This is a genomic window from Bacillus pumilus, from assembly GCF_003431975.1.
Classification (GTDB): domain Bacteria; phylum Bacillota; class Bacilli; order Bacillales; family Bacillaceae; genus Bacillus; species Bacillus pumilus_N.
This window is the reverse complement of record NZ_CP027116.1, coordinates 1,084,298-1,106,838: the sequence shown is the minus strand read 5'-3', so window position 1 is coordinate 1,106,838 and position 22,541 is coordinate 1,084,298. Positions and strand designations below refer to the sequence as shown.

General features: G+C 36.0%; 29 protein-coding genes. 4 read left to right on the top strand and 25 right to left on the bottom strand.

Features of this window, described 5'->3' with window-relative positions; genetic code table 11:
• Nucleotides 1-567: 567 nt before the first annotated feature.
• From C5695_RS05570 to C5695_RS05460, 25 genes are all read right to left on the bottom strand, one after another.
• A complete protein-coding gene (locus C5695_RS05570; protein WP_117733017.1) occupies nt 568-3,024 on the bottom strand; it encodes an ATP-binding protein in 2,457 nt (818 codons plus the stop codon).
• Nucleotides 2,972-3,475, bottom strand: a complete 504-nt coding sequence (locus C5695_RS05565; protein ID WP_117729880.1) for a conjugal transfer protein — start codon at nt 3,473-3,475, stop codon at nt 2,972-2,974. Before C5695_RS05565 ends, C5695_RS05570 begins: the two co-directional genes overlap by 53 nt.
• Before the next feature lie 11 nt (nt 3,476-3,486).
• Nucleotides 3,487-3,741: a hypothetical protein gene (locus C5695_RS05560; protein ID WP_041092938.1), complete on the bottom strand. Its 255-nt coding sequence runs from the start codon at nt 3,739-3,741 to the stop codon at nt 3,487-3,489.
• Nucleotides 3,742-3,753: 12 nt separating this feature from the next.
• Nucleotides 3,754-4,725: a conjugal transfer protein gene (locus C5695_RS05555; protein WP_117733015.1), complete on the bottom strand. Its 972-nt coding sequence runs from the start codon at nt 4,723-4,725 to the stop codon at nt 3,754-3,756.
• Nucleotides 4,726-4,817: 92 nt separating this feature from the next.
• The gene (locus C5695_RS20420; protein ID WP_187441788.1) at nt 4,818-4,976 is read right to left on the bottom strand and encodes a hypothetical protein; all 159 of its coding nucleotides are present in this window, start codon (nt 4,974-4,976) and stop codon (nt 4,818-4,820) included.
• 21 nt (nt 4,977-4,997) lie between these two features.
• Entirely contained in the window at nt 4,998-5,144 is a 147-nt protein-coding gene (locus C5695_RS20415; protein ID WP_187441787.1) for a hypothetical protein, read from the bottom strand.
• A gap of 13 nt (nt 5,145-5,157) precedes the next feature.
• A complete protein-coding gene (locus C5695_RS05550) occupies nt 5,158-5,517 on the bottom strand; it encodes a hypothetical protein (RefSeq protein ID WP_117729879.1) in 360 nt (119 codons plus the stop codon).
• A 6-nt stretch (nt 5,518-5,523) separates the two neighbouring features.
• A complete protein-coding gene (locus tag C5695_RS05545; protein WP_117729878.1) occupies nt 5,524-6,285 on the bottom strand; it encodes a hypothetical protein in 762 nt (253 codons plus the stop codon).
• 4 nt (nt 6,286-6,289) lie between these two features.
• Nucleotides 6,290-7,102 (bottom strand): hypothetical protein, encoded by an 813-nt coding sequence (locus C5695_RS05540; RefSeq protein WP_117729877.1) that lies wholly within the window; start codon nt 7,100-7,102, stop codon nt 6,290-6,292.
• Entirely contained in the window at nt 7,089-8,318 is a 1,230-nt protein-coding gene (locus C5695_RS05535; protein ID WP_117729876.1) for a CpaF/VirB11 family protein, read from the bottom strand. The genes C5695_RS05540 and C5695_RS05535 overlap by 14 nt, the downstream gene beginning before the upstream one ends.
• Nucleotides 8,315-8,707: a hypothetical protein gene (locus C5695_RS05530; RefSeq protein WP_117729875.1), complete on the bottom strand. Its 393-nt coding sequence runs from the start codon at nt 8,705-8,707 to the stop codon at nt 8,315-8,317. The genes C5695_RS05535 and C5695_RS05530 overlap by 4 nt, the downstream gene beginning before the upstream one ends.
• Before the next feature lie 50 nt (nt 8,708-8,757).
• Nucleotides 8,758-9,087, bottom strand: coding sequence for a hypothetical protein (locus C5695_RS05525; RefSeq protein WP_117729874.1), 330 nt, complete (start codon nt 9,085-9,087; stop codon nt 8,758-8,760).
• A 23-nt stretch (nt 9,088-9,110) separates the two neighbouring features.
• Complete coding sequence (locus tag C5695_RS05520; protein WP_117729873.1) at nt 9,111-9,392, bottom strand: hypothetical protein; 282 nt, start codon at nt 9,390-9,392, stop codon at nt 9,111-9,113.
• 16 nt (nt 9,393-9,408) lie between these two features.
• Complete coding sequence (locus tag C5695_RS05515) at nt 9,409-9,603, bottom strand: hypothetical protein (RefSeq protein ID WP_125482354.1); 195 nt, start codon at nt 9,601-9,603, stop codon at nt 9,409-9,411.
• Nucleotides 9,604-9,712: 109 nt separating this feature from the next.
• Nucleotides 9,713-9,991, bottom strand: a complete 279-nt coding sequence (locus tag C5695_RS05510; protein WP_117729871.1) for a hypothetical protein — start codon at nt 9,989-9,991, stop codon at nt 9,713-9,715.
• Between the two features lie 517 nt (nt 9,992-10,508).
• A complete protein-coding gene (locus C5695_RS05505) occupies nt 10,509-13,037 on the bottom strand; it encodes a thioester domain-containing protein (RefSeq protein WP_117729869.1) in 2,529 nt (842 codons plus the stop codon).
• A 62-nt stretch (nt 13,038-13,099) separates the two neighbouring features.
• Nucleotides 13,100-13,786 carry a hypothetical protein gene (locus tag C5695_RS05500; protein ID WP_117729868.1) on the bottom strand — a complete coding sequence of 229 codons (687 nt, stop codon included), beginning with the start codon at nt 13,784-13,786 and terminating at the stop codon, nt 13,100-13,102.
• Nucleotides 13,787-13,829: 43 nt separating this feature from the next.
• Complete coding sequence (locus tag C5695_RS05495; protein WP_065097525.1) at nt 13,830-14,144, bottom strand: hypothetical protein; 315 nt, start codon at nt 14,142-14,144, stop codon at nt 13,830-13,832.
• Between the two features lie 6 nt (nt 14,145-14,150).
• Nucleotides 14,151-14,408 carry a DUF3850 domain-containing protein gene (locus C5695_RS05490; RefSeq protein ID WP_410369206.1) on the bottom strand — a complete coding sequence of 86 codons (258 nt, stop codon included), beginning with the start codon at nt 14,406-14,408 and terminating at the stop codon, nt 14,151-14,153.
• 365 nt (nt 14,409-14,773) lie between these two features.
• Nucleotides 14,774-15,826, bottom strand: coding sequence for a replication initiation factor domain-containing protein (locus tag C5695_RS05485; protein ID WP_117729866.1), 1,053 nt, complete (start codon nt 15,824-15,826; stop codon nt 14,774-14,776).
• A 9-nt stretch (nt 15,827-15,835) separates the two neighbouring features.
• A complete protein-coding gene (locus tag C5695_RS05480; protein ID WP_117729865.1) occupies nt 15,836-17,251 on the bottom strand; it encodes an FtsK/SpoIIIE domain-containing protein in 1,416 nt (471 codons plus the stop codon).
• 15 nt (nt 17,252-17,266) lie between these two features.
• Nucleotides 17,267-17,650: a DUF961 family protein gene (locus tag C5695_RS05475; protein ID WP_117729864.1), complete on the bottom strand. Its 384-nt coding sequence runs from the start codon at nt 17,648-17,650 to the stop codon at nt 17,267-17,269.
• A gap of 358 nt (nt 17,651-18,008) precedes the next feature.
• The gene (locus tag C5695_RS05470; RefSeq protein WP_117729863.1) at nt 18,009-18,293 is read right to left on the bottom strand and encodes a hypothetical protein; all 285 of its coding nucleotides are present in this window, start codon (nt 18,291-18,293) and stop codon (nt 18,009-18,011) included.
• Between the two features lie 57 nt (nt 18,294-18,350).
• Entirely contained in the window at nt 18,351-18,593 is a 243-nt protein-coding gene (locus tag C5695_RS05465) for a hypothetical protein (RefSeq protein WP_117729862.1), read from the bottom strand.
• Nucleotides 18,593-18,784 carry an ICEBs1 excisionase gene (locus tag C5695_RS05460; RefSeq protein WP_306744906.1) on the bottom strand — a complete coding sequence of 64 codons (192 nt, stop codon included), beginning with the start codon at nt 18,782-18,784 and terminating at the stop codon, nt 18,593-18,595. The genes C5695_RS05465 and C5695_RS05460 overlap by 1 nt, the downstream gene beginning before the upstream one ends.
• Nucleotides 18,785-18,948: 164 nt before the next feature.
• Here C5695_RS05460 and C5695_RS05455 point away from each other — a divergent pair, with 164 nt between their 5' ends.
• The 4 genes from C5695_RS05455 to C5695_RS05440 all read left to right on the top strand — a co-directional run bounded on the left by C5695_RS05455 (nt 18,949) and on the right by C5695_RS05440 (nt 22,537).
• Nucleotides 18,949-19,320, top strand: coding sequence for a helix-turn-helix domain-containing protein (locus C5695_RS05455; RefSeq protein WP_073979209.1), 372 nt, complete (start codon nt 18,949-18,951; stop codon nt 19,318-19,320).
• Entirely contained in the window at nt 19,320-19,832 is a 513-nt protein-coding gene (locus tag C5695_RS05450) for an ImmA/IrrE family metallo-endopeptidase (protein WP_233230810.1), read from the top strand. The genes C5695_RS05455 and C5695_RS05450 overlap by 1 nt, the downstream gene beginning before the upstream one ends.
• Before the next feature lie 15 nt (nt 19,833-19,847).
• The gene (locus tag C5695_RS05445; protein WP_117729860.1) at nt 19,848-20,978 is read left to right on the top strand and encodes a tyrosine-type recombinase/integrase; all 1,131 of its coding nucleotides are present in this window, start codon (nt 19,848-19,850) and stop codon (nt 20,976-20,978) included.
• A 413-nt stretch (nt 20,979-21,391) separates the two neighbouring features.
• The gene (locus tag C5695_RS05440; RefSeq protein ID WP_117729859.1) at nt 21,392-22,537 is read left to right on the top strand and encodes an AbrB family transcriptional regulator; all 1,146 of its coding nucleotides are present in this window, start codon (nt 21,392-21,394) and stop codon (nt 22,535-22,537) included.
• Nucleotides 22,538-22,541 lie beyond the last annotated feature (4 nt).

Below are 22,541 nucleotides of genomic sequence, written 5' to 3'. Positions count from 1 at the left end.
AAAGAAAAACATGTCTACTAATCACACAGGCACGTTTTTTAGGTTTCAACTAGAGCTGAAAAAAGGTACAATAAGAAAAGGAATACAGCTACTGGCATAGCAGTATTCCCACGCCTCACAAATGGGAGGTGAATTTAAATGCTTGCATTAGAAGTGACTGCAAATTGTTTTAGTATAATAGCGTCTTTTATGACAATTCGATTCTTACTAAAACAGCAGAAGCAAGCTTAAAAGATTGACCCGTCTATCGGGTCTTTCTTTATTTCCATTTCCTCCGCCTACTTCAAACAGACCTCATCGGAAGTGTAAGAGAAATGCAATTATTTGTTGCGCTTGAATATCACAAAGCAACAGAAATGCAATTATTTGTCGCGCTTCAAATTTTTAAAAAATAGTTACTCATTCGCTACAATTCAATTGCAATACTTTTGTTTAAGAAAAGAGAAAAGTAAAGTAACTGAATGTAGCTTAAATAACTATAACTGAATTATAACATATACACGTGTATATGGTGTAATGGTTTATATGTAATTTGTACTTTAGTCAATTGTTAGATTAAAGTACAATTTACAAATACATTTCTTCAGCATACGCCACTTCGCTTTTATTGATGGTCTCAAAAGCACCCATCCACTCATCAAACAAACATTCAATACTGATTTTAGCAGTACGCCCGTAAATGTCCTTAAATAAGCATTGACCTTGGAACATGGATTCAAGCATTTTTTTATTTTCCTCACTCGGTTCAAGATTCATCCAACGGAGAACTTCCTCTCTTTCATTGGGCTCATCAAAGGCGAATGCTACACCAAAGTTTCCTGTGTCATCCTCATGCAGTGCGTCTTTAGTTGATTGAGAAATAAAGAATTCAGCATTATTATAAGAACGCCCAATACGTCTCATTTGACGTTCCACTTTTCTGCCCTGTGGTGATGCTGTAAATATCCATGCTTCATCAATAAACTCCGCTGTTTTTTCTTCTGCGTTCATGCCAAATAGTTCGCAAAATTTTCCCAACGCAAACATAACCGCACTTGATTTCAATTGCGATTTGGTGAAGTTTTCTATACGTTCTCCAAAGTCTGGTAAGTCCATGTTCTCAACTTCTAAAATCGTGATACGCTCTTTTAAAGATAAGGAAGGATTAGAGCCATCATGAACAAGTAATTTCATGATAGAGTCCTGTACAACCTCGTATAAATAATCTCCTGCCTTTTTCACTGCTTCCTCTTCATGCCGCTGCAATTCATAAATGACATGCAACGACCCTACTTGCTCTCCTTGCTCTTTCATTTCAAGTACTTTTGTAATTGCTCTTAGAAAAGCAGTGCTCACATTATCTTTGCCTTTAAAATCATAGACCTGCTCAAATATAACTTCTAACAAGTCTTTCGCCTTAGTTGGCGGCATGAAGGAAATTGGGTCTAATGCGCCCCAGTTCTCTTTCTGTTCATGATCAAGCGTGATGAAATGATACTTTTCCAAATGATCAATATACAAAGGAAAGTTTTTACGTGTTTGTGTGTTATTGATAACTTTCTTAATCCACTTTCGCATTTCTTTTTTTGGATCAATGTAAAGTGATTTTATATCCATGAAGGATATATATGTGTACAGCACCTTCGCCAAGAAAGACTTCCCATTGCCAGTATTTCCTGTTATTAGACAATGGGGCGATCTGGTTTTAGATCCTTTTATTTGCTGATTCGCAAGAAAAGGATGATACAAAACAAAGTCTCGACTTGATCGAATAGCGCTTTCTAAATCTGTATGCTTATCAAAGCGATCTCCCCAACCGAGGAAAAAACCGATCTTAGAACCAACAAAAGAATCAACGCCTAGCATACATTCTGCTAAGCCATTTTGGGTTGTCTTCTGAACCCAATTTTTGTCCATCAAATCTAACTTTTCAGCAGGCAACATTTTATAAAACAAAGACAGTTGATCAGCAATAGGAATTCTGCATTTAATTCCTGCCCCTTTTAGATGTCTCACGACTAATCGAGCCTTTTCAGCGCATTCTTTTTTGGTTTTTCCATCAACAACAACAACCGCAAGCCAGTTGATCAAAGACACTTCCTCTTTTTTGATTTTATTTTGAAGGTCCTTGACGAGAAAAGCACTCGTCATGGTTGACTGATCACTTTCATCACCAACGCTATACTTTTCGTTTTGTTCTTCCCTCAATTGCTGATGCTTAATATTTAAAGCTGTCTTTGTCATAGACTTACTTTCTACTTTTGCTTTAATCTCGACCTCTACAGGGAATGGTAAAGACTGTACTTCATAAAAAAGGTTACTGTTTGCCATGTTGTCTAAAAATTCGTCAACAACAACCATTGAAATATGTCCTTCATCTTGATCACTAACGAGCTTTAAAGAGCCTGGAATTGTTGGGTCTATAACAGTGTTTGTAATTGAATGAATATCTCCATTTTGGCTTTCTTCCTCAACATCATGATAAAGCCCTCTTATAAAGTGATAACGATTAATATATTTAAGCTCAGCTTCTCTCAATCTCTCTCCAAACACAGATGTAATCGTACTAGCCAAATCATCCTCAATCTCTTTATATTGTTCAAAAAATTGGGATGAAACATTTTGTTCCCACCCTAGCATATTCACCACTGTGTCGGTCGCCGTATTAAACATTGAAAGAACGTTGTCTTTAATATCAGCATCCAAGCTAAGCAATGACTTATTAAGTTTGATTCCAATAATGAAATCAGGTTTTGTCAATCTACCTAAACGCTGCTTCATTACATTGACTGTTTCTTGCATGTAATAAGAAGCAACTTCCACAGAGTCCTCATGAATATCTTTTTTCAGAACGTTTAAACGACCTTCCAAATCAAATCTGCTCGGGTACATCATCAAGTGGAAATCTTCATAATCCGTTATCTCCTCGTAGAAAGAAGTCCATCTGTCTTTATATTCCTCTATCTCATGTTCATTTCTAGAGGGAATGGAACTACTCTTTACTCGATAATACGCCCATACTTCTCCTGCTCTCGTCAAGATCATGTTGTTTAACAGGGTTTTCATCGGTGTTTTCAGACTCACCATTCTTTCGCACCACCTTTACTAAAGACTTGAATTTTATTTCTTGATCATTTGAAAAAGCCATAACTTTATCATTACAATATCTCTTCTTAGACAACTTAATCATGATCAAGTATTTCAGCAGTCCCCAAAAATATAAATAGATATTTTTCCCTTCTGGTTTAATCTTGGTTATCAAGATTGTTAAACCTAATGGAATACCGAATATCACAATCACGAAAGTATTTTCAAAGGCATGAGGAAAAATTCTTCTCACGCCAATGAAAAACCCGAAACTAATTGCGACAAAAATAAAATAGTTGATCATTGGGATCAACTCTATAGAAAAAGGTAAACTATAATTTTCCGTTATCCTTTGTATTTTTTTAGGCTCACGCATCGCTTTTCTATAGTTAAAAACAAATCTCGACACACTATCACCTCTTATAACTTTTTAAGCAGCGCACCAACCCATCCAGTAACTGTAGACCAGTTTTGAACCACCCATACGCCAGCACTTGTAGTGATTAATACACCAACCATTTTTCCCACACTTAGTTTCATGAGGTGTTTTGAAATCAAGAGCATAGCAACAATGAATATAAATTGTGTAACAACCTGCTTACCCCAACTTTGGACACCGCCCAATGTCGGTAAATCTGTTTTAGCTCCCAATACAAGAAAATCTAAAAATTCCATGTATCCCACTCCTTATTGATGTTTTAGTTTGTTTACGTAATATTGACCGGTATTTTTTGTAACGAACAAAGTAAAACGTTCTTTTACCGGTATTCTTGTTTCTTTTTCTTTAAAAATGACCACAGAAGATATTTCAAAACCATCACCACTTTTGTAAATACGGACATTTTCGACATCACCAAATACCAGATGACCATTTAAAGTCTCTGGTGTTTTCATGACATATGACATATCGTCTTTTGACTCTTCGGCATACTTCCGAAAGAACGTATTCACAAATTCTTTTATGGCTGCTGTTTGATCTCCGTCATATTCCTCACGATCCTCTTTCGAGTTCGCAATATCACCTTTGAGGTCATATATCTCTGAAATGTAGGGAGTTCCGCTGACTGCAAATTGATCCTCCTTGTTTTTTACTGGAATGTTCAGCAATGCTTGTTTTTTAATTTCATGTTCCTTCTTTTTCACCTTTACAATGTTTGAATACTCGATTTCGTATTGAAATAGAGTTTCTTCTTTCTCCTGTTTCACATTGTATAGAGTGTAATTATTTAAAACTCGATCACCTTGTGCACCAGAAATATCAAACAACGTTTCTTGTTCTAATTCATCACTTTCTTTAACAAGATAGGTCATTAACCTATTATGACGTTTTTCAATAGCATCATTTTCATTTTTCACGTTGATATATTCAGTTATGAAGCCCGACAAAAAACGTTCCCCTGCCACAATAGAGACTTCTTCCTTTTGCTTACTATTTCGCTCTTGATTTCGTTCAATATCGTTTACTACAGATCTTGTATTGATCGACAGCAGCACAGAAATGAAAGCAAAAAAGATGAGTGTTGCGATCATTGACCATATTCCAATAGCAATCATTTTTGAACGATCTTTTGGAATTGATTTTGGTTTTTTCTCCGGCTTTTTAACACTTTTCAGCTTCTTTTTAAAAGCTGATAATAATGAGTTGTTTCGAATGGCCATCTTACCGCCATGTTTCTTTTCCTTCTTCAAATTTCACCCTCCTTTTCAAAAAATAAGAGCAAGCCCCGAAAGACTTGCTCCTGCATCATTTCTTATTTTTTTGCGAGTCCTTTAATGCTCGTTTGAATAAAGTCCATAAGCCATGGAACAAAATCCGTAAACCCTGCAATAAGTGCCATTCCTATTACTCCTGCAATTACTGCTGCTAATGTTCCCCATGAAAAACGATCCACATTCTCTGGTACTGCCATAATTATCATTCTCCTTTGTTTTTAGTGCATGTCTCCTGTGACATGCTCGATAAAGTTTTCAATATCTCTCATTACATTTGGATAATCATCTTTCAAACCCATTATTGTTAAACCCAAAACTATGAATAAAACCGCCATAATACTTAATCTAAATATGTTCTGTTCCAATCTACCTCCCTCCTTATCTAACCAAAGACAAAGCCCCTCCTCTTGCTGTAATCTCTTGTTTATATCCACCAATCAAAAATTGATAAGTAGTTTTAATACTGTAAGTAATTTCAGTTCCGTAAGGATACTTTTGGTTCAAAGAACTGCTTTCAATTTGAAAACTGCCCCCATACGAATCTTCATTCTTTTTCGTAATCGCTTGAAACGCATCTTTGGTCAATCCTCCTCTTCTTTCAATCTGGTAATTTGCATACTGCTTAAAGTCATTTATTTGATTTAACCTAATGCAATAGTTTGCCACATCCGCAACAAGAACAAGGCAGAAACAAAAAATATAAACCTTAAACAGCGTCATTACTGATCCTTCAACCATGTTTTATCACCCACCTCCATTAATAAATTGGATGGACTTCACACCATCTATCAATAGAGTGATAAAAAATGAGATCATCACAATCATGACTGGCATTGCAACTTTAGTCGGGAAAGTACCGAATTTCCGCAATTTATATTCAATAATGTCATCAACTGTCATGAATAATTGTTCATTCGTCATCTTTCCTAATTCATAGATAATGCTGTCATCCTTTGAATTTTGCTGATACTCATACAAAGTGAGCATGAACAATCTAGCACTATCACTGCCACTTGTATCATTCGCAAAATCTATAAAGGGCTGCACGTCATTAGGCTTTTCATGCATTGATATTAATAGCTTTCTCAATGCATCTTTCAAAAGACCCTCATCTACCCTTGAGGACAGACGTTCAAATGCTTGATAGACAGTAGACATGTTTTCCAGCAAATAAATATAGACTTCCCTAGAAAACTTGAAAAAGACAAGCTCTCTTTGAAATTTTTCAGCCTCATACCAGCCCTTGATTTTCCTGTAGTCCATATGGTAAACGAAACAAGCTAAAGCCAGCGCTATGAGTGTTACAACTGGTTTAAAAGCGATCACTGGTAATGCAGCCAAAAAAATTGAAGCTGCTTTAAAAAATCTCTTTTTCTGAAATCTTTCAAAACTTGATTTTGGATTCAAATAAAGCAACATTTCACGCAAGTTACTTTCCCCGATTTTTTCCCAAAAAGAAAAGACCGTCTTTTGTTTGACCGTCTGTTTCGCCTTCTCATTTTTCATGTTTTTAGATTCTCACCTCCGTTACAGCATCATCAAAATACCTTTGATTAAACTGATGATAGACATAGAAAATGATAGATAAGTAAACTGTATTAGCTATCATCCCCACTAGGGCATGTGCGTAAATATCAACGTATTTCTTTAGGGTAAATGAAAGCATAATGCCTACAATAAACCCTATTGAGTAGAGAATCATTGTTCTAAAGTCTTTTTTATGTTGCTTCTTATCTTCAATAAATCTTTGCTGCTTCAGCAAAACTTTATTGTGATAATCTTTTGTATCTTTGAGAGTCAAAATGGATGTGCGCCCCTCAACAAACATGATTCCTAACTGCTCTATATATTGATCGAATTGCACGTCATTTTTATATGCACGCCTCAAACTTTTAAAAGCCTCCACGACCTCTTTTTCATCCGAATCAACCAATGTTATTTCAAGATCAATGAGCTTTCGTTTCAACTCACCTTCTGCGTATTTGATACATGTAGAAAAGGCTTCTACCAACGGCATGTCATCGTTCGTCAATAACTGGGTCATGTTATTTAAAAAATTGTTTCTTTCTTGAAACGCTTCCTTCTCATAATCATTTTTGACTTTCCTTCGTAATTGATAAAACCAACCATACGAACCACCAATCAAACCACAGATAAGAGCCACCCACCAATAATGAAAAAGTAAATAAGCGAACCCTGCAAAACATATGAATGGAGTCAAAATGAATTTTGCATATTCCCTTTTTTGTAACGGCTGACCAAATGCTTTAGACATAGCGCGTATTTCTTCTAAGCTATAGAGCTTCTTTTTACGAAATTTCATGTACCCCCCACCCATCTTTAATTTTGCTTTGAAGCTGAATATCCACACGTTTTTCCATCATTCGATTTACGAAAATGCTACTCACCTTACCTGGCACATATTCAAATCCTTTATTGGTCAGATCACAACGAAAAACCGTCAAGACTTCACCATTCGGCAAAAACTCCACGATCTCTTTCAAATACCTTTTCATACGTCCTTCTGCATCTTCAATTTTTTCAATATGAATCCCAAAATTAAGATAACGGAAAATATCCTCTTTCATAGATGTTTCGTCAATGTCGTAACCCATTTTCATCATATTAATAAGTCTTGATGGTATGGCCCGAGCATTAACAGCATGCAATGTCGTAATCAATCTGTGACCCGTTAAAATCCCTTGCATCATTTCATATGCTTCTCGACCTCGTGTCTCTGAAACAACCTGCCAAGCAGGGTTATTTCTTAAACCTGCTTTCACTAACATTTCAATGTTTATCGAAGGATTAGTAATCCATGATTTAATGTCCTTGTCAGGAAAAAGGATTTTCGCATGGCTCTCTGGAGTATCTTCGATCATGACAATATGATCTTTGTACTCAACAAACGATAACAGAAGTTTTTGCAACTCGGTTTTACCTGTTCCAGTTTCACCAGCGATTGTGACATTAGATTTAGAAGCCACTATCGCTTTCAATAAATCGAAAATATAATCTGGAGCAAAAGATTTAAAGTTCTCTTGATGCAAAGCTAATTTTGGTCTGACAACCCGAAGCGCCATTGTTGTGCCATATTGGGCAACATCCTTATGGACTGCATTCAGACGCAAATTAGAAAACGCAGCATCCAAGATCGGATTTTTCCGGGTAAATTCTTTGCGGCAGGCATTAGCGAATTTTTGAATGATCTTGATAATGTATGATTCTTCGATTTCTCCATAACGGAATTTCCCTTGATTCGTAATGACGTCAAGATGTGTACCGTTATACGAAATGTCTGTTACGCCCTCATACTCATCAATGATCTTTTCAATGACCCCTAAGCCAACTACTTCCGCCATGACAAATTTTAATTCTTCATTACTCAAATGAGGAAAGTCTTTCTTGACCACCTCATTCACTTTTCCCCTTGCTTCAAGATCGACAAAGGCTTTTAATAATTCCGAAGGATGGTTTAGTTTTAAATGTTTTCGTACATCCTCCAATAACTGCTTTTGTTCCTCAATTTCAGTAATCATTTACGATCTCCCTTCGGTTCATCGACAACTAATGTTGTTCGATATTCTTTGTTTTTTTGATCCGTTAATATAATTTTCACAGCTTTCATTTTTCCATCAGTACCTTTGAGGTACTTATATTTGAAAGATGTTTTTCCAAGTTTCACGTTGTTTTTCTCATTAAAAGAACTTTCGAAATTCAATTCGAAAGCCCTCTGTGACAATTCAACTTTTCCTTCTTCTATTCTAATGCTGTTATCTACGTTTCTAAGGCTCGCTATACGTGCCGATTCATTCATTGTAGCGATTATGCTATGTTGCCTATAATCAGCAACATAATAGTAAGTAGTCGCACCCACAATAAAAAGGATAACCGCCACCATGAGAAGAATTAATGGTACACCTTTCAACTCCCCTCCCTCCCTTCAAAAACCATTTTTTTAACGCTTATCTTCCGATTTTATAAACCTTGATGCAATTCTAAATGTTGAAAGATGAATTCATTACATCCTGGTGCATCTTCTACAGGAGCAACCATAAAAGAGACATCTAAGCGTGCCCTACGATCATCTTTATCTACGATAGGATAATGGAAAACTACATTTTCCGGCTCCTTTATATGACTTTTGTAATCTCCCATTTCTTCAATGACTTTACCAAAGCAGAATAAGCAATCAATTTTTTTCGGAAAATAATTGAGTCCCATAATTATGTTGCTATAGAACCCTAAGCAACCGATTCTTTCTAACTCATTAACCAAGTCATTTTGATTTTTCAAATCATAGCTCAATTTACGCCCCCCATTACTTACATTTAATTTTCATTCTTTTTTTCAAGCCACAAACAATCAAAACTGCAAATCGGCAAAGCAGCAATAGGCGTTTCAACTTCTTTTTTTGGCTCTTCTATTGAAAAGAAGACTCTTAGTTTATAAATGTCTTCACCATCTTCAATTTCTGCCCCAACATCAAACGAGACCGCCCCAGCTTCTACATTTTTACGTACTGCCTTTAAAAATGAACCACTGGGGAAAGTACACCCAACCTTTTTTAGTTCATTTTCAAATTTCGTAATGTTCTCAAAAACAAAAGCCATTTATATCCCCCCTTCATTATTCTTGCAGTTCAAACCCCTGATAAAAAACATCAACGTATGTTTCTCCGTCTCTTTCTTCTGGAAACTGGACTTCAAAATCCACTTTCAAAATAGATTCCTTTCCATCAATTTCAATTTTCTTCCTAACAGAAATCGTTCCCAACAGTTCTTCAATCGTCCTAGCAAACCTAATGCGCTCCCTTGCTTCCAACCAAATACTTTCCCATGCAATTTTTGCTTTTTTTCAATCTCTCTTAATTCACCAGCAAATTGTAAACCGTTAGCAAAATTTAAAATCATTGTTTTTCTCCTTTTAAAGATTATTTTTGGACTTCATGACCAGAATAGATGACACCGACATACATTTCTTCGCCCCTGTCTTCTGGAGGCTTAACTTGGAAATCTACTTTCAGATTACTTTCTTTACCTTCCAACATAATTTTCTTATGAACCGTAATACTTTCTTCAATGACTTTAGAGAACATTATTTGTTGGCCTACCTCCTGCCAGATACTTTCAGTTATATTACCTGCTTTCTTTTCAATCTCTGCAAAATCTTCATCAAAGTGCGTAGGGTTTTCCAATAACACATTTAACATTCTTATTCCTCCTTTTTTTAGAAACAAAAAAGGACAGTCTTTTGACTATCCTTTTAAATCATTCATTTAGATTACACTCTATTTGCTGTTTCTTTTTTAATATAACGTCTTCGTAGAACTTCACCACATAAACGCTTGTCAGAATAGCAAAAAGAAATAGACTAGTGAATGCAAATAAATAATTTTTTTCAAACACAGATTGATACAACATTATAAATATGGGAATTGACCACAATAAATAAGTTGCACTCCAAAAAATAACACTAACAATTCTTTCAATCACTATTAGTAATTTATCCAACCATAAACACCTAATTTCTACAAATAATCATCCCCCTATTCCCCCGATTCTTCGGGGGACTCCCTCGCCGGTAGGCAGCTCAAAAGGTGTGATAACCTTTTGAGACATTAAAAGGGTTTGGGGGCGCTGATTGTTTCAACTCCTTATCCTCACTACGTTCCGGTACCGTTGACACAAGCCTTAATCGCATCACCTGTGTTTAATAGTGGTTAGAGTTTAACGAGACATAACCCAATCTAAATCCTTTTTAGTCCATCCTTCTGGCAGACCATTAGGAAATGGATTGTCAGCATATACAGGTTTCAGCAACACTTCATCTTGATTAATCGTCTTTGAATCCATGTGAGCATACATGGACGCATAAAGCTCCAATTGTTCGGTGACTTCCGTTTTTACCAGATTTACACCCATTGGCTTTGACTTGATTTTCGTTTCGTAATTCCCCAAGTCTGACCAAATTGGAGAATAGAATTTACGACCACCATCTACAAGCTCATACGCAATTCTTTTGTCTTTGCTCGCCACTTGACCATCACTGAACAGACTACCTGTGTGTCTCTCAACGTTTACATGAGGAAGCTCATACACAAGGTCATAGACTGACGTCTCACCTTGCTTCTTGTTGGTGGATGATGTCTGTTCCATAGGGATCATTGAACGATCGCCTTTTTTTGTGTACGCCAAATAACTATCGACTAAACGTGTGGGAACTTCAAAGTCAAATGATGGCTTAATGCTGCCGCCAATTTCATTTTCATAGTGAAGATCAATTTCCCTCATGAATCCATAGCCTGTTTTCTTTTTTTCAATTTTCTTCAATGGAAAAGCCAGTCTTTCATAATAGACTTTTCCTGTTGTGGGTGTTTTCTCTGTCATGACAACACCCTTATAGGACAATTCCTTTCCGTTAGATGAACTTGCCTTGATCGTTTTTTCGCTTGCTGCATATCCATCCGTACTTAATTCGGATGCAGCAGCATCAATTTTAAAATCGTTTTTGTTGAAGTCTAAAAACTTTACAGTGTAGAGATTTTTCACAGCAGCCTTTAAACCCTTAGATGGTATTGTCATTTCTATTTTCTTAGGCAGCTCTTTCGCAGAATATGTTTTAGAAACGATTTTCTTATCCTTCAAGTACAGAGCCACTGTGATTTTCTTTTCTTCAAAATCTTTTAAAGTGGTCTTATAATTCATTTCTTTAGACAGATGAACTTTCACAGGTAAACCCTTTGTGGATTTAGCTGTGTAGATTTGCAACTTATCAAATGACAGCTTTGCCAATGGCTTATCATAATGATAATTGATGACAATATTCTTGCCGCCAATCGTTCCACTTTCTTTGTCTCCATCAGTTCTTATATAACGATACTTGTATTCTCCACTTTTGATAGAAGGGTGCTTTTCTGAATACTTTTCTCCACGCACCTTTTTGTATTTCTTACTTTCCTTAATTTTTTCACCTGTACGGTTGTCATAATAATTAACCGTCACAGATCGCTCCAAATTATAGTAAAACTTAATCGTCACATCTTTGTTGCCCAATGTCCCTGCTTTCTCCTTCCGATCAACAGGGATGAATTTTTCTTTTCCTTTATTGATAGATGCTTTAGGCGCAAATGAATACGACGAACCTATGTTTCTTGTATAACTTTCTTTCTCAAGAAGATCGCCCGTATATTTATCAATGTGCTGCACATTGATTTTCTTCTGGCGCACTTTAAATACAGCAGTAAAAGATGTTGTGTTGTTCGGGTCAGTATACCAATCCCCATAACCCAAAACCTGTGTATTCCCTCCGCTAGGCTTCGTTATTAAAGGCTGAAATATTTTCATGTTGCTGCCTAATTCCCCAGTGCTGTAATTATATTTTTTATCTAAATCAGCTTCTAGATGTATTTTCTGTTCCCCATAAACTTTCATTTTGCCTTCAGTTACCTTCTTACCACTTGTTTCATTAACTAAAGTTATACCATTAGGAACAGAAACTGTAACATAATTCTCTTTGTCCGCATTAAGTTTCGTCGTTTCAGAAACTTGCTTGTTTCCCTTTACAGCTACAGTAAGTTTAGTATTTGTGAATCTTACTTTTCTATTTAAATCTTTTCCATTCATGGCTAAATCCCACAATTTTTCATAGCCAGGGAGATTCTTTCCCGAATCACCATTTGAATACAGCCTATCGAGTATTAAAGAAGTAATTACAATCCCTTGTTTTCTATCCGTAAAAATATTACCTTGACCACCCCAACCATAATACAAAGCCCTTTGTACCTTTTCGTTGTCGTAAGGAACAGATTCTTTATACTTTGATCCCGTAGGAGGAGACGCTTTTGAATGCTGAAAACAAAATGCTTGTTTACCGTCTACTCTAAAATCCCCTACTACTGAACCACGATAATTAATAGCACCTTTATATTCAATCTTTGGCGCTGCTGCCTTTGCTTTACCAGTAGCAAAAAACGAGAATATAAAAGATAAAACTCCTTTATCATTCTCTTCAATATCGCTTTCTAATAATAGTTCTTGATCTTTGTCCCCCTTCTGGATTAATCCTTCTAGCGTTGCTTTCTCTCGTTTACCATCAACGGACATGTACAGAATTTCACCATTCATTTCTAAATAGCCATCATAATTTATACCGAAGGTTTTTACGCCTCCCTCAGTCGCTTCCGCTTTCGGAAAAACAGAAAACATAACCACAATCATGAGTAAGACTATACTTTTAAATGATCTCCTTCTAATCATTAAAAACTTTCACCCCACCTAAAAATAAAAAGGTGCTCAAATTTTTGAACACCTTCAATTAATTACTTATTCAATTCATTCCACGGGACACCATTTAAATCATTAGCATCAAATGTACCAGTTTCATAAGTTGAATCAGAATTTTTTATTTTCCCCCCGCCAGTTTTTTCACCTGTAGTAGATGTTCCACCAGAAGAGCTAGGAGACTTTTTAGGTACAGAAGTTGATTTTTTAGGCGCACTGGATTTACGGTGATTTGAACCGCCATTACTCACGTATTTCTTTTTTGGCTGAACATGGCTTTTTGAAGGACTGGAAGAACCAGTTGTATTTCTATAAACCTTCGGTTGTTCTTTCTTCACCACTGGAGCTTTTGGAGCTTTACTAACGTTGCTATTGTTATTCTTTTTCGGTTCACTGGCCGCAACGATTCTTTCTTTTTGTTGTGGTTGCTGCTGATCACTAACAACCTGTTTTTGCTGCTTTTCGACTTTCTTTACCTTTTTAGGCTTTTCCTTCTTAACTTCTTTTATCTCTTTTACTTCCTTCTTCTTCACTTGTTCTTTTTTCGGTTTTAGTTTCTTAGTTTCCGTTGTCTTTGTTTCTTTTAGAATAGCTGTTTTTGGTTGCTCTTTATCTTGTGTCTCCTGCTTCGCTTCATTTTTAGCATTAGCAGAGAAACCCCAAATAGTACCGCCTACTAACACGCCCGCCAACCCTAGACTAATTACAACTTTTTTAGCTTTCATAGTCTCCCCGACCTTTCTCTTTTTCGTTTTATTCTTAATACAATTATACCATTTTTTGTACTTTTTTTACATCAAAATTTTGAGTTTTTTCCAAATAATTGATGTGATTTAACACTTTATTATATACTTGCCGAACACTACTTTTATCAAGGAATACCTTTGTACTGGTCATTCTTCCATCATCCATAAATTTCGTCTTGTAAAATGAATAACGGTATTCTGAATAACCTTTTATACGTTCTCCCTCCACAATCAAAAACCATTCTCTACTTATCTGCCTTACATAAACCTTAGAAGGAACACCAACCATAAAACCCAAATTAAATAGTCTATGATCTAACCCTTTCCATTGGCTCATGTTACCTTACACAGCTTGATTCAATTTAAGTCTTTTAAAATTCAAGACAACATAATCATCCTGTTGCTGATAGTCCGTAATGAAGCTAATTCTGCCTAATACGCACCTTCCTGTATAATCACCATCTTTATACTCACGTAACTGAATCAAATCCCCAACTTTAAAGTCTCTATCATTTTTTCGTATCTCAAAGCACTTGTGACCTGTTTTACAAGCCCAAAAGTATTGAGGTAGTATTTTTAATTCATGAAATCCTTCCTTCAAGAAAATCTCCCCTTTCTTATCCAAACAAAAAAGGACAGTCATTTGACTATCCTTTAAAAATTAGTTCTAAATTATAACCATAAAAAGATTCCTAGAGTTATTAATAATGGAATTACACTAAAGATGATCAACTGAATTTCAATAGAACATCCCCCCGTAGTATCAAGAACTCTTCCCCCTAGTCCCCCACTCATGGGGGACTCCCTCGCCGGTAGGCAGCTCAAAAGGTATGATGACCTTTTGAGACATTAAAAGGGTTTGGGGGCGCTGTTTGTTTCAACTCCTTAATGCTCACTTCGCTCCGCTTACCGTTGACACAAGCCACATACGCATCACTTGTGTTTATTAGCAGCAAGCACCTAAAATCAAACCACCATTTCATGAATTGGCGTTAAGAATGTTTCTAACATTTTTTCATGTTTTTCTTGCAATTCCGCATTGATGATCATGTCTGATAAATCATTTTGCCCTAAAGCTCTATCAGCTTCAAGAATCATCTTCATCGTTGGCGCACAGCTATTTTTCAACCAATTACGGGACTTTTGATAAAAGTCAGTTTGCGGCTTTGTATACAACCTTAACTTCTTTACATCACCGATAAATTCTAACCAAAAAGGACTTGTTTCTCTCATTCTTTTTTCTTCTGGTCCATCTTCTTCTACAAAGCGAACATAGTTGTTTATGATAGCCATTCCAATGCTGGTCAAATTTCTATCTTTAATTAGTTCACAAACAGCAGAATGAGCACGTTCATTTTTCAACCTTATCTCATACCTGTTCCAATCTTCCATTTCCTCATAAGGAATGTTATATTTTTCAGCCTGTTCAAAGTTCTTTTCGTAAAAACAAAGATACGCATCTGATTTTTTAGAGCCGAAATATAACGTTGTTCCCCCAAGTCGACCATCACCAATATCAAACGATCCATTATAATCAGATTTACGAAATCTCGAAACGCACAGCCCATTTTGTGCTTTCTCCAGAAGAGAAGGTATAGTGAAATATGTTCGCTTGTCATCAATCGCTATATCTAATCTTGTAAAGCTTCCTTTCTCATTTAAACAATCTTGAAAGAAATCAAACCACGTTTTCTTTCTACATTCGAGAAAAGATTCAAATTGTCTACAGCCCTTACCGGAAAATTCAATCAGTGTGCCCCTTTCATCATCTGGAGCACTGTACATGACTTTGATCATATCCATTTCCCACGTTCCTACATATCCATAAAAGCCTTTCGGCTTCTCGGTCATAAAATCTTTGTGGATATGTAAGATATTTTGAATGATATGATCTACATCATGAGTCTTAAAACTAACTCTTACATAGTCGACCATTGATGTTAAATTTTCTTCATCTTTTTCATTCTTGCGTACTACCCCCCTGTTAGCGTGGGGGGGTTTTACTTGCCCCTCGGTCATTCGCTTCGCTCACTCCTCCTCAGTCGTCGCTTGGGCGCTTTCGCTGCCGCTTGCGGCTGTCGCCGCCTGCGCGCCCTGCGTTCCTTCCTTAGCAAGTCGGATTTCCTCTATGAAATCATACCCATTTGGGATCAAAGGGCTATAAAATTCCATTATGTTTCCTGTACCTGCATAGGCGTATCCTCTACCTTTAATATCTTTTTCAACGAATTTTTTATCAGTATCACCAAACAGCATGGCATAACCAGTTCCGGACATTTTTCCTAAAGATACTCTGAAATTAAACTGGTCTCTTATTCCGTCAGCGAAATACTTCGCATCTGGACGTTGCGCTCCTGCAACAAGAAAAAAGCCCATCTGTCTGCCTAGCATGATAATTTGCTTGATATCTTGCATTGCAGTTTCACGTTCCTTGAAATCGAGCATATCCATAAACGCCACGTACTCATCAAATATGATAAAAACAGGTTTATATCCCAAATAGGAATAGTTTTCACCGGTTTTATAATTCGGATGATTTTTCATTTCATCCATTCTTCGCATCATGTCCTCAACGGACTTCCGCAAAGTCATCATAATACCGTTCTTACGAGAAAAAACCTTTCCTTCGAGAACTTCCTCTAAGTCTGCCAAATCCGCATTTTTCGGGTCTAATATACGAACGTCCGCCCCAGAAGCAACAAGAGACTTTACAAGGGTAAGTATAAAATACGTTTTTCCTCCACCTGTACCCCCAGAAATCAACATGTGCGGCAACTTATCAAATGCCCAATCAATATGCTTCATTAGCTTCATAGAGCCTTTATTTACAACAGCGTCATCAATAGATATACGGTTTTTCCCTGCATCATATAGCAGCTTATAGGTAAAAAAGCCATCTTCCATATCTGTAGACACTAAATCACAAAAGAACCCATTTTCGAATTCCTTTCCTAATTCCATAAACCTTTGTTGGAACCTGCTCATATCCATAGCAACCTTAATAATAATATGACCATCCTTAACCCTATAATAAAATCTAGGGAAGTATGTGATTTTTTGAACCATTCTATCGGTTATACGACTCTTCACGCTTTTACTATCATAAAATTTGTTCGACAAAATCATTCTTGCAATTTTTTGACGATGATAAATTTTCTTTAATTTTGAATACTTACGGAATATGTAGCGCCAACCAAATAAAATAGCTGCTGGAACTACAATTGACACAGTTAAACTTGTAATGATCAAAGGTATATTAAAGGTGAAGTTTTGAAATGTATCTTCAACACCTTTTTCGTATAAAATCCATAGATGGTCTTTCCAAAAAAGTGTCATCAGCAACAAAAAAACAGGCACACTTATTAATGCACCTGTTTTTAACACGTTATTTTTATGTCTAGGACGAATCTTTGTCCCTTTATACTTCCATAGCGAAATGATCATCCACCCCTAACAATATTACTTTTTGTCATTCGTTGCTGGGGCTGCTGGTGTTACTTTTGTAGAATTAGCATTAGAGCCTTTGATTCGAATATCTTCGGCAAGAATAGTCCAAACGAGAGTACCAAACCGACCACCATTGTCCACCCTTGCTTCAATAATAGGGTTTACCAGTTCCACATCTTGCATAAAGTCATATTCCTTTAATTCAACATTAGCAGGTAAGACAACTTCAACGGGACCACCCTGGCAACTCGCAGCAAGATTATAAGTTCTGCTTTCTAATTCGTCAGTTCTTTTTTGATTGACTTGATCATAAACAAATTTTTCACGTTTAAATCCTAAGAATTTGCAATCTCCAAAAGTTTCTTCTTTGTTTGGTACAATAAATTTCAATTCCATTATAAGTTCTCCTTTGATTCGTGTTCATCACGTTTTTTATTAGTTTATTAAAAAATAAAATCGCTCCGACACTGTCATCATGGCGCTTATCAGTTGCTCAGAACATAGCCAGTCCTGGCAACCTAGTAGACCATTTATGATCATCAAGTTGATTAATGGTGACAACTATCCCGCACGCTTCTTCTAGCCTGCTACAGTATTTGAAACATGATTACTGTTAATCGTCAAATACTCACGCATGACATTTGATCAAAAATCACATATAATAAAATTGTCTAGGTTTTATTATGAGTGTTCTTGATTCAGTCAAGGACGCTTTTTTTGTCTGTATGTATTTTTCAAAGAACTTCATTCCTTTTTAAAGAGATACTCCACCCACATATGGGCCATTCAAAAGAATAACTTTTGGTTTACCACCAAATATAACTGGTGATTCATCAACAAGAGGTGTCCTAAAATATTGCATTGGCTTCCCCTCTGAATCATAAAACGTTTGTCTAAACCATTGATCAAATTCCTCATATTCCTTGTGCAGCGACTCATCAATCTTCTTTTGAATTACTGCTGCTAGAGCAAATGTAATTGGTTCTTTTTGATCTTCAAATCTCTTTAGAGAATGATTGAAAAGTTCCAAAAGACTCATTCCACTCACTACCTTTCATTTCTCTTTCGCTGAAATAGTGGTGTAAACTCACACTATTCATTCAGCAAGTAGAGAAGAAATTTCATCCATGCCAACCTTAAAATGCTTTTTAATCCTGCGGAATGACATCCCTTTAAATAGAAGCTTTTCAATAACTTCTTTTGTTAACGGCCGCGACAAGTAATGCTCTATGTACACTTCATTAAGTGCCATCTTCATTCTTGCTGACCAATTACCGTCAAGTTGCTTTGCTAATGATACAGCCTTTTTCATTGTGTCTTTTGTTTGAGAATAATTCATTAGCCTGTCACCTTTTCTCTACTATCTGAATAAAGGTAACTTTTTTCAAAATAACTTTTGTCCACTCTACCTCTAACAACTTGATACCCTTGCATTGTTAACTGCGCATTTAATTTTCTAATGACTTCGTATGCAGTTGCCTGTTTAACATTCAATATTCTCTGGACATCTTTGACGTTTAAAAAACTCATCATATCCCCTCCTGAAATATGCGTATAATCATTTCTTAACCTTATATTAAATGAGTATACGCATAAAGTCAACATAAAAAATGCATATTACGCATAAAAAACTGATGTTCATTGTTTATTTTATTACTATATGTAATATTATAAGAAAAAAAGAGGTCGGAAATATGAGTTTTGGTTATAAATTAAAAACTTTAAGAAAATCAAAAAAACTTACCCAAAAAGAACTTGCACATCTTTTATATTTAAGTCAAAGTTCTATTGCTCGCTTCGAGAATGAAGAGATACTTCCAACAAGTGACACATTAAATAAAATTGCTAACTTCTTTGATGTTTCCACTGACTATTTATTGGATCGTCCTAGTAAAGAAAGAAATAATTTAGAAAAGGCTATTAATGAAGCCATTGAAGAATTAAAAGAAGAAAAAACACTTATGTTCCTCAAAAATGGTGACATTGATGAGGAAACAGCCAATCTAATAAAAAAAGCTTTAAAAAATGGTATCGAGTATGCCGAGGCTATGAAAAAGAAAGAGTGATGACGATTTATACAGACAAAAGAATCAAACATAAAGCACAGCACTTATTAAAAGAACATAATGGCAACGATATTTACAATATCTGTCAAACCTTAAACATACCAATTCTCAAAAACGACCTAGGTACTGTAAGAGGTTGTTTACAGTATCACGAAAATACAGACACCTACATCATACACATAAACTCTAATTACGAATGGGGAAAATTTGGAATAGCTCACGAGCTAGGACACTTTTTTTTACACAAAGATTTAAACTCTTTTAAATTACACAACTGTTCAATTGAGTTAGAAAACAAATTAGAAGATCAAGCAAACCTCTTCGCTGCCGAACTTTTATTACCCGACAACTTAATAAAGACATTTCCTTATCCTCTTAATAAATGGGGAATACAACAAATTGCCTTTCTTAATGACTTACCACAATTTGTTGTGGAACAAAAAGTTGCTCAACTTAAATTGTTCAATCCAACCCCTCAAAACTTTCAGAACGTTGGAAAAATAATTGTATAAAAAGGAGTTTAAGTTATGCCTATAAAAAAAATGTCTAATGGAAAATACAAAGTCGATATAAGTGTAGGCTTCGATCCGATAACCGGAGCAAGACGAAGAAAAACTAAAATTGCCAGCACTAAAAATGAAGCCGAAGAAATTTATTACCGCATTAAAAGTAAGTACAGAAATGGTGAATTAGATTATGGAAAGAATACAAAATTCAAATATTTATTAGCTCTATACTTTAATCATATGGAACAAAATTTAAAAGAAGTTACTGTACATAACAGAACACTTTCGATTAATAAACATATTGCTCCATTCTTCAAAGATTCTCTTGTAAATAAAATCACATACACAGAAATAACAAATTTCAGACAACACTTAATAAATCAAGATTTAAAGGTATCAACAATAAATCAACTTATGGTGATCTTACATAACATTTTTTCGACAGGAGTAAAAGAAGGGCTTGTTAAAAAGAACCCTTGCGCTGATGTAAAGAATCTCAGAGACACTTCTAATAAAATAATCATCTGGACTCCAGAAGAATTCAAATTGTTTATAAACTTTCTGACTCCAAAGCAAGAATATTATAAGACACTATATACATTTGCATATTTGACAGGTACAAGAATTGGAGAAGCCCAAGCAGTAACTTGGGAAGATTTAGATAAAATAGAAGGAATAATAACCATCAACAAAACCTATCACAGATTTAACAAAAAGGATATTGTTACTACACCTAAAACACCAAATTCGATAAGAGCAATTAGCATAAACAAAAAACTAACTAATATGTTATTAAAATTAAAAACCCAGCAAAAAAATAGATACGACGAATTAGGTTTAAACCAAACACCACAGACTCCAATCTTTGAAAAAGATGGGAAAATCCCCAGTACTCATTATATCAACCAACTCATCAAAGACACATGCCACAAGATAAACACATCAATGAGTCAATCTCTAAAAGTAATAAAGTTTCATGGTTTTAGGCATTCACATGTTTCACTACTAATACATCAAGGTGAAGAAATACTATTGATTTCCGAACGCTTAGGACACAAATCAGTAACCTTCACTTTAGATACCTATGGACATCTCTTCCCTAGCAGACAAAAGCAGCTTTCGAAGAAATTAGATTCTTTGTCGTTCCTTTAGAAATGAGTACAGCTCATTTCTTTTTTCTTTATTGAGAACAAAAAAATGGAGTATTGTACTCCACAAATACTCCATAACTAATAAAATACATATAATTTAATGCATTTTTACATAATTAACATAACTGAAATAAGGATTTCTATCAATAAAGTCTTAATTAACACTCAGCATTGTAGTGTAATTGAAAATGAACGTCAACTAATAACAAAAATAAGGGAAAATCGTTGTATATTACCTTTGTTTTTAGTAAAATTACAAATTTACTTATAAGATTTGCTAACTATTTAATGATAAGATAATCTTATGAAAATGATAAAAAAATTCGTATTTTATTTATAGAGACTTTTGTATTATAGTGAAGTTAACAACATTTCACTTACTGAACAAACATATAGGAAGAAGGTTTACATGTGATGAAACAAGGAAACAGCCTTCGAACCGATCTCATTCTGATTGCGATAAGCGGTTTAGGTGGATTTTTTTTGTCTTTAACAGGCATGTCTATTGGCTGGATGGTTGGTACATTAATCACAGCAGCTTTTATTGCAATGCGCCGGCCCACCCTGTTTCAGCGTAAAGGAACGAGCACCTTACGTATTCACAGCAGATGGCTGCTCCTTGGTCAATTCATTCTCGGAATCGAACTCGGACAGAAAATGAATATGAAGGTCCTTCACATTTTCGCTGAAAACTGGCTCCCTGTCAGTTTCATGCTCGTCTTTTCTATTCTACTGGCGATGCTCTCTGGCTTTGTCTTATGGAAGCTGAGCAAAACAGATATGCTGACAAGCTTTGTCGGAACTGCCCCCGGCGGTTTATCCGCTATGCCGGGGATTGCCCAAGAGGTAGGAGCAAATACAGCAGTTGTGAGTCTTGTGCAAACGATACGTGTATTAATGGTTGTGCTCACTATCCCATTTACAGTATTTTATTTAAATACAAAAAACCAAGCAGATGCGGCTGTAGTTACACAAGGGAGCGCTTTTTCTTCGGGCGTGTTCACCTTGTCAAACATTTCTTGGACCGCTGCGCTTATTTTAGGAGCCTGGCTCATGTCACGCCTGGCAGTTCGTCTTCATTTCCCTGCCCCTTGGCTGATCGGCAGCATGCTAGGCGTCGCAGCTCTTCAAGTAGGTGCGGGCGCAGTCATTGGTCATGATTTGATTCCTTATTGGCCGTCTCAAGCGAATATTGCGTCTCAAGTATTTCTAGGCGCAACCATCGGGTCAAAAATGAATAAACAGATGTTTGTCGGGCTAAAAAATACTTTCATTGTGGCTGTCGTCAGCTCAGCCGGACTGATTGCAGCGACTGTCCTCAGCTCTATTGCCATTGCAGAGATTACAGGCATTTCTGTCATTACAGCCATTCTTGCCTTTTCGCCCGGCGGTATTGCAGAAATGGCGACAACAGCGGTCACACTTCACGAGGATTCTACCTTTGTTGTGGCTGTACAAGTCGTCAGAATCATTCTCGTCATTGCGATGCTCCCGCCGTTTTTCCGGTTCTTACATCATGTATGGGCCAAAAGGCAGCCTGATTATAAAGCCGCAAAATAAAAAA

Coding starts and splice junctions, on each gene's coding strand:
- C5695_RS05570 (WP_117733017.1), bottom strand. CDS start 3,024: ATGATCTTGACGAGAGCAGGAGAAGTATGGGCGTATTATCGAGTAAAG.
- C5695_RS05560 (WP_041092938.1), bottom strand. CDS start 3,741: ATGGAATTTTTAGATTTTCTTGTATTGGGAGCTAAAACAGATTTACCG.
- C5695_RS05555 (WP_117733015.1), bottom strand. CDS start 4,725: ATGGCCATTCGAAACAACTCATTATTATCAGCTTTTAAAAAGAAGCTG.
- C5695_RS20420 (WP_187441788.1), bottom strand. CDS start 4,976: ATGGCAGTACCAGAGAATGTGGATCGTTTTTCATGGGGAACATTAGCA.
- C5695_RS05550 (WP_117729879.1), bottom strand. CDS start 5,517: ATGGTTGAAGGATCAGTAATGACGCTGTTTAAGGTTTATATTTTTTGT.
- C5695_RS05545 (WP_117729878.1), bottom strand. CDS start 6,285: ATGAAAAATGAGAAGGCGAAACAGACGGTCAAACAAAAGACGGTCTTT.
- C5695_RS05540 (WP_117729877.1), bottom strand. CDS start 7,102: ATGAAATTTCGTAAAAAGAAGCTCTATAGCTTAGAAGAAATACGCGCT.
- C5695_RS05535 (WP_117729876.1), bottom strand. CDS start 8,318: ATGATTACTGAAATTGAGGAACAAAAGCAGTTATTGGAGGATGTACGA.
- C5695_RS05520 (WP_117729873.1), bottom strand. CDS start 9,392: ATGGCTTTTGTTTTTGAGAACATTACGAAATTTGAAAATGAACTAAAA.
- C5695_RS05510 (WP_117729871.1), bottom strand. CDS start 9,991: ATGTTAAATGTGTTATTGGAAAACCCTACGCACTTTGATGAAGATTTT.
- C5695_RS05505 (WP_117729869.1), bottom strand. CDS start 13,037: ATGATTAGAAGGAGATCATTTAAAAGTATAGTCTTACTCATGATTGTG.
- C5695_RS05500 (WP_117729868.1), bottom strand. CDS start 13,786: ATGAAAGCTAAAAAAGTTGTAATTAGTCTAGGGTTGGCGGGCGTGTTA.
- C5695_RS05495 (WP_065097525.1), bottom strand. CDS start 14,144: ATGAGCCAATGGAAAGGGTTAGATCATAGACTATTTAATTTGGGTTTT.
- C5695_RS05485 (WP_117729866.1), bottom strand. CDS start 15,826: ATGACCGAGGGGCAAGTAAAACCCCCCCACGCTAACAGGGGGGTAGTA.
- C5695_RS05480 (WP_117729865.1), bottom strand. CDS start 17,251: ATGATCATTTCGCTATGGAAGTATAAAGGGACAAAGATTCGTCCTAGA.
- C5695_RS05475 (WP_117729864.1), bottom strand. CDS start 17,650: ATGGAATTGAAATTTATTGTACCAAACAAAGAAGAAACTTTTGGAGAT.
- C5695_RS05470 (WP_117729863.1), bottom strand. CDS start 18,293: ATGAGTCTTTTGGAACTTTTCAATCATTCTCTAAAGAGATTTGAAGAT.
- C5695_RS05465 (WP_117729862.1), bottom strand. CDS start 18,593: ATGAATTATTCTCAAACAAAAGACACAATGAAAAAGGCTGTATCATTA.
- C5695_RS05460 (WP_306744906.1), bottom strand. CDS start 18,784: ATGAGTTTTTTAAACGTCAAAGATGTCCAGAGAATATTGAATGTTAAA.
- C5695_RS05455 (WP_073979209.1), top strand. CDS start 18,949: ATGAGTTTTGGTTATAAATTAAAAACTTTAAGAAAATCAAAAAAACTT.
- C5695_RS05450 (WP_233230810.1), top strand. CDS start 19,320: ATGACGATTTATACAGACAAAAGAATCAAACATAAAGCACAGCACTTA.
- C5695_RS05445 (WP_117729860.1), top strand. CDS start 19,848: ATGCCTATAAAAAAAATGTCTAATGGAAAATACAAAGTCGATATAAGT.
- C5695_RS05440 (WP_117729859.1), top strand. CDS start 21,392: ATGAAACAAGGAAACAGCCTTCGAACCGATCTCATTCTGATTGCGATA.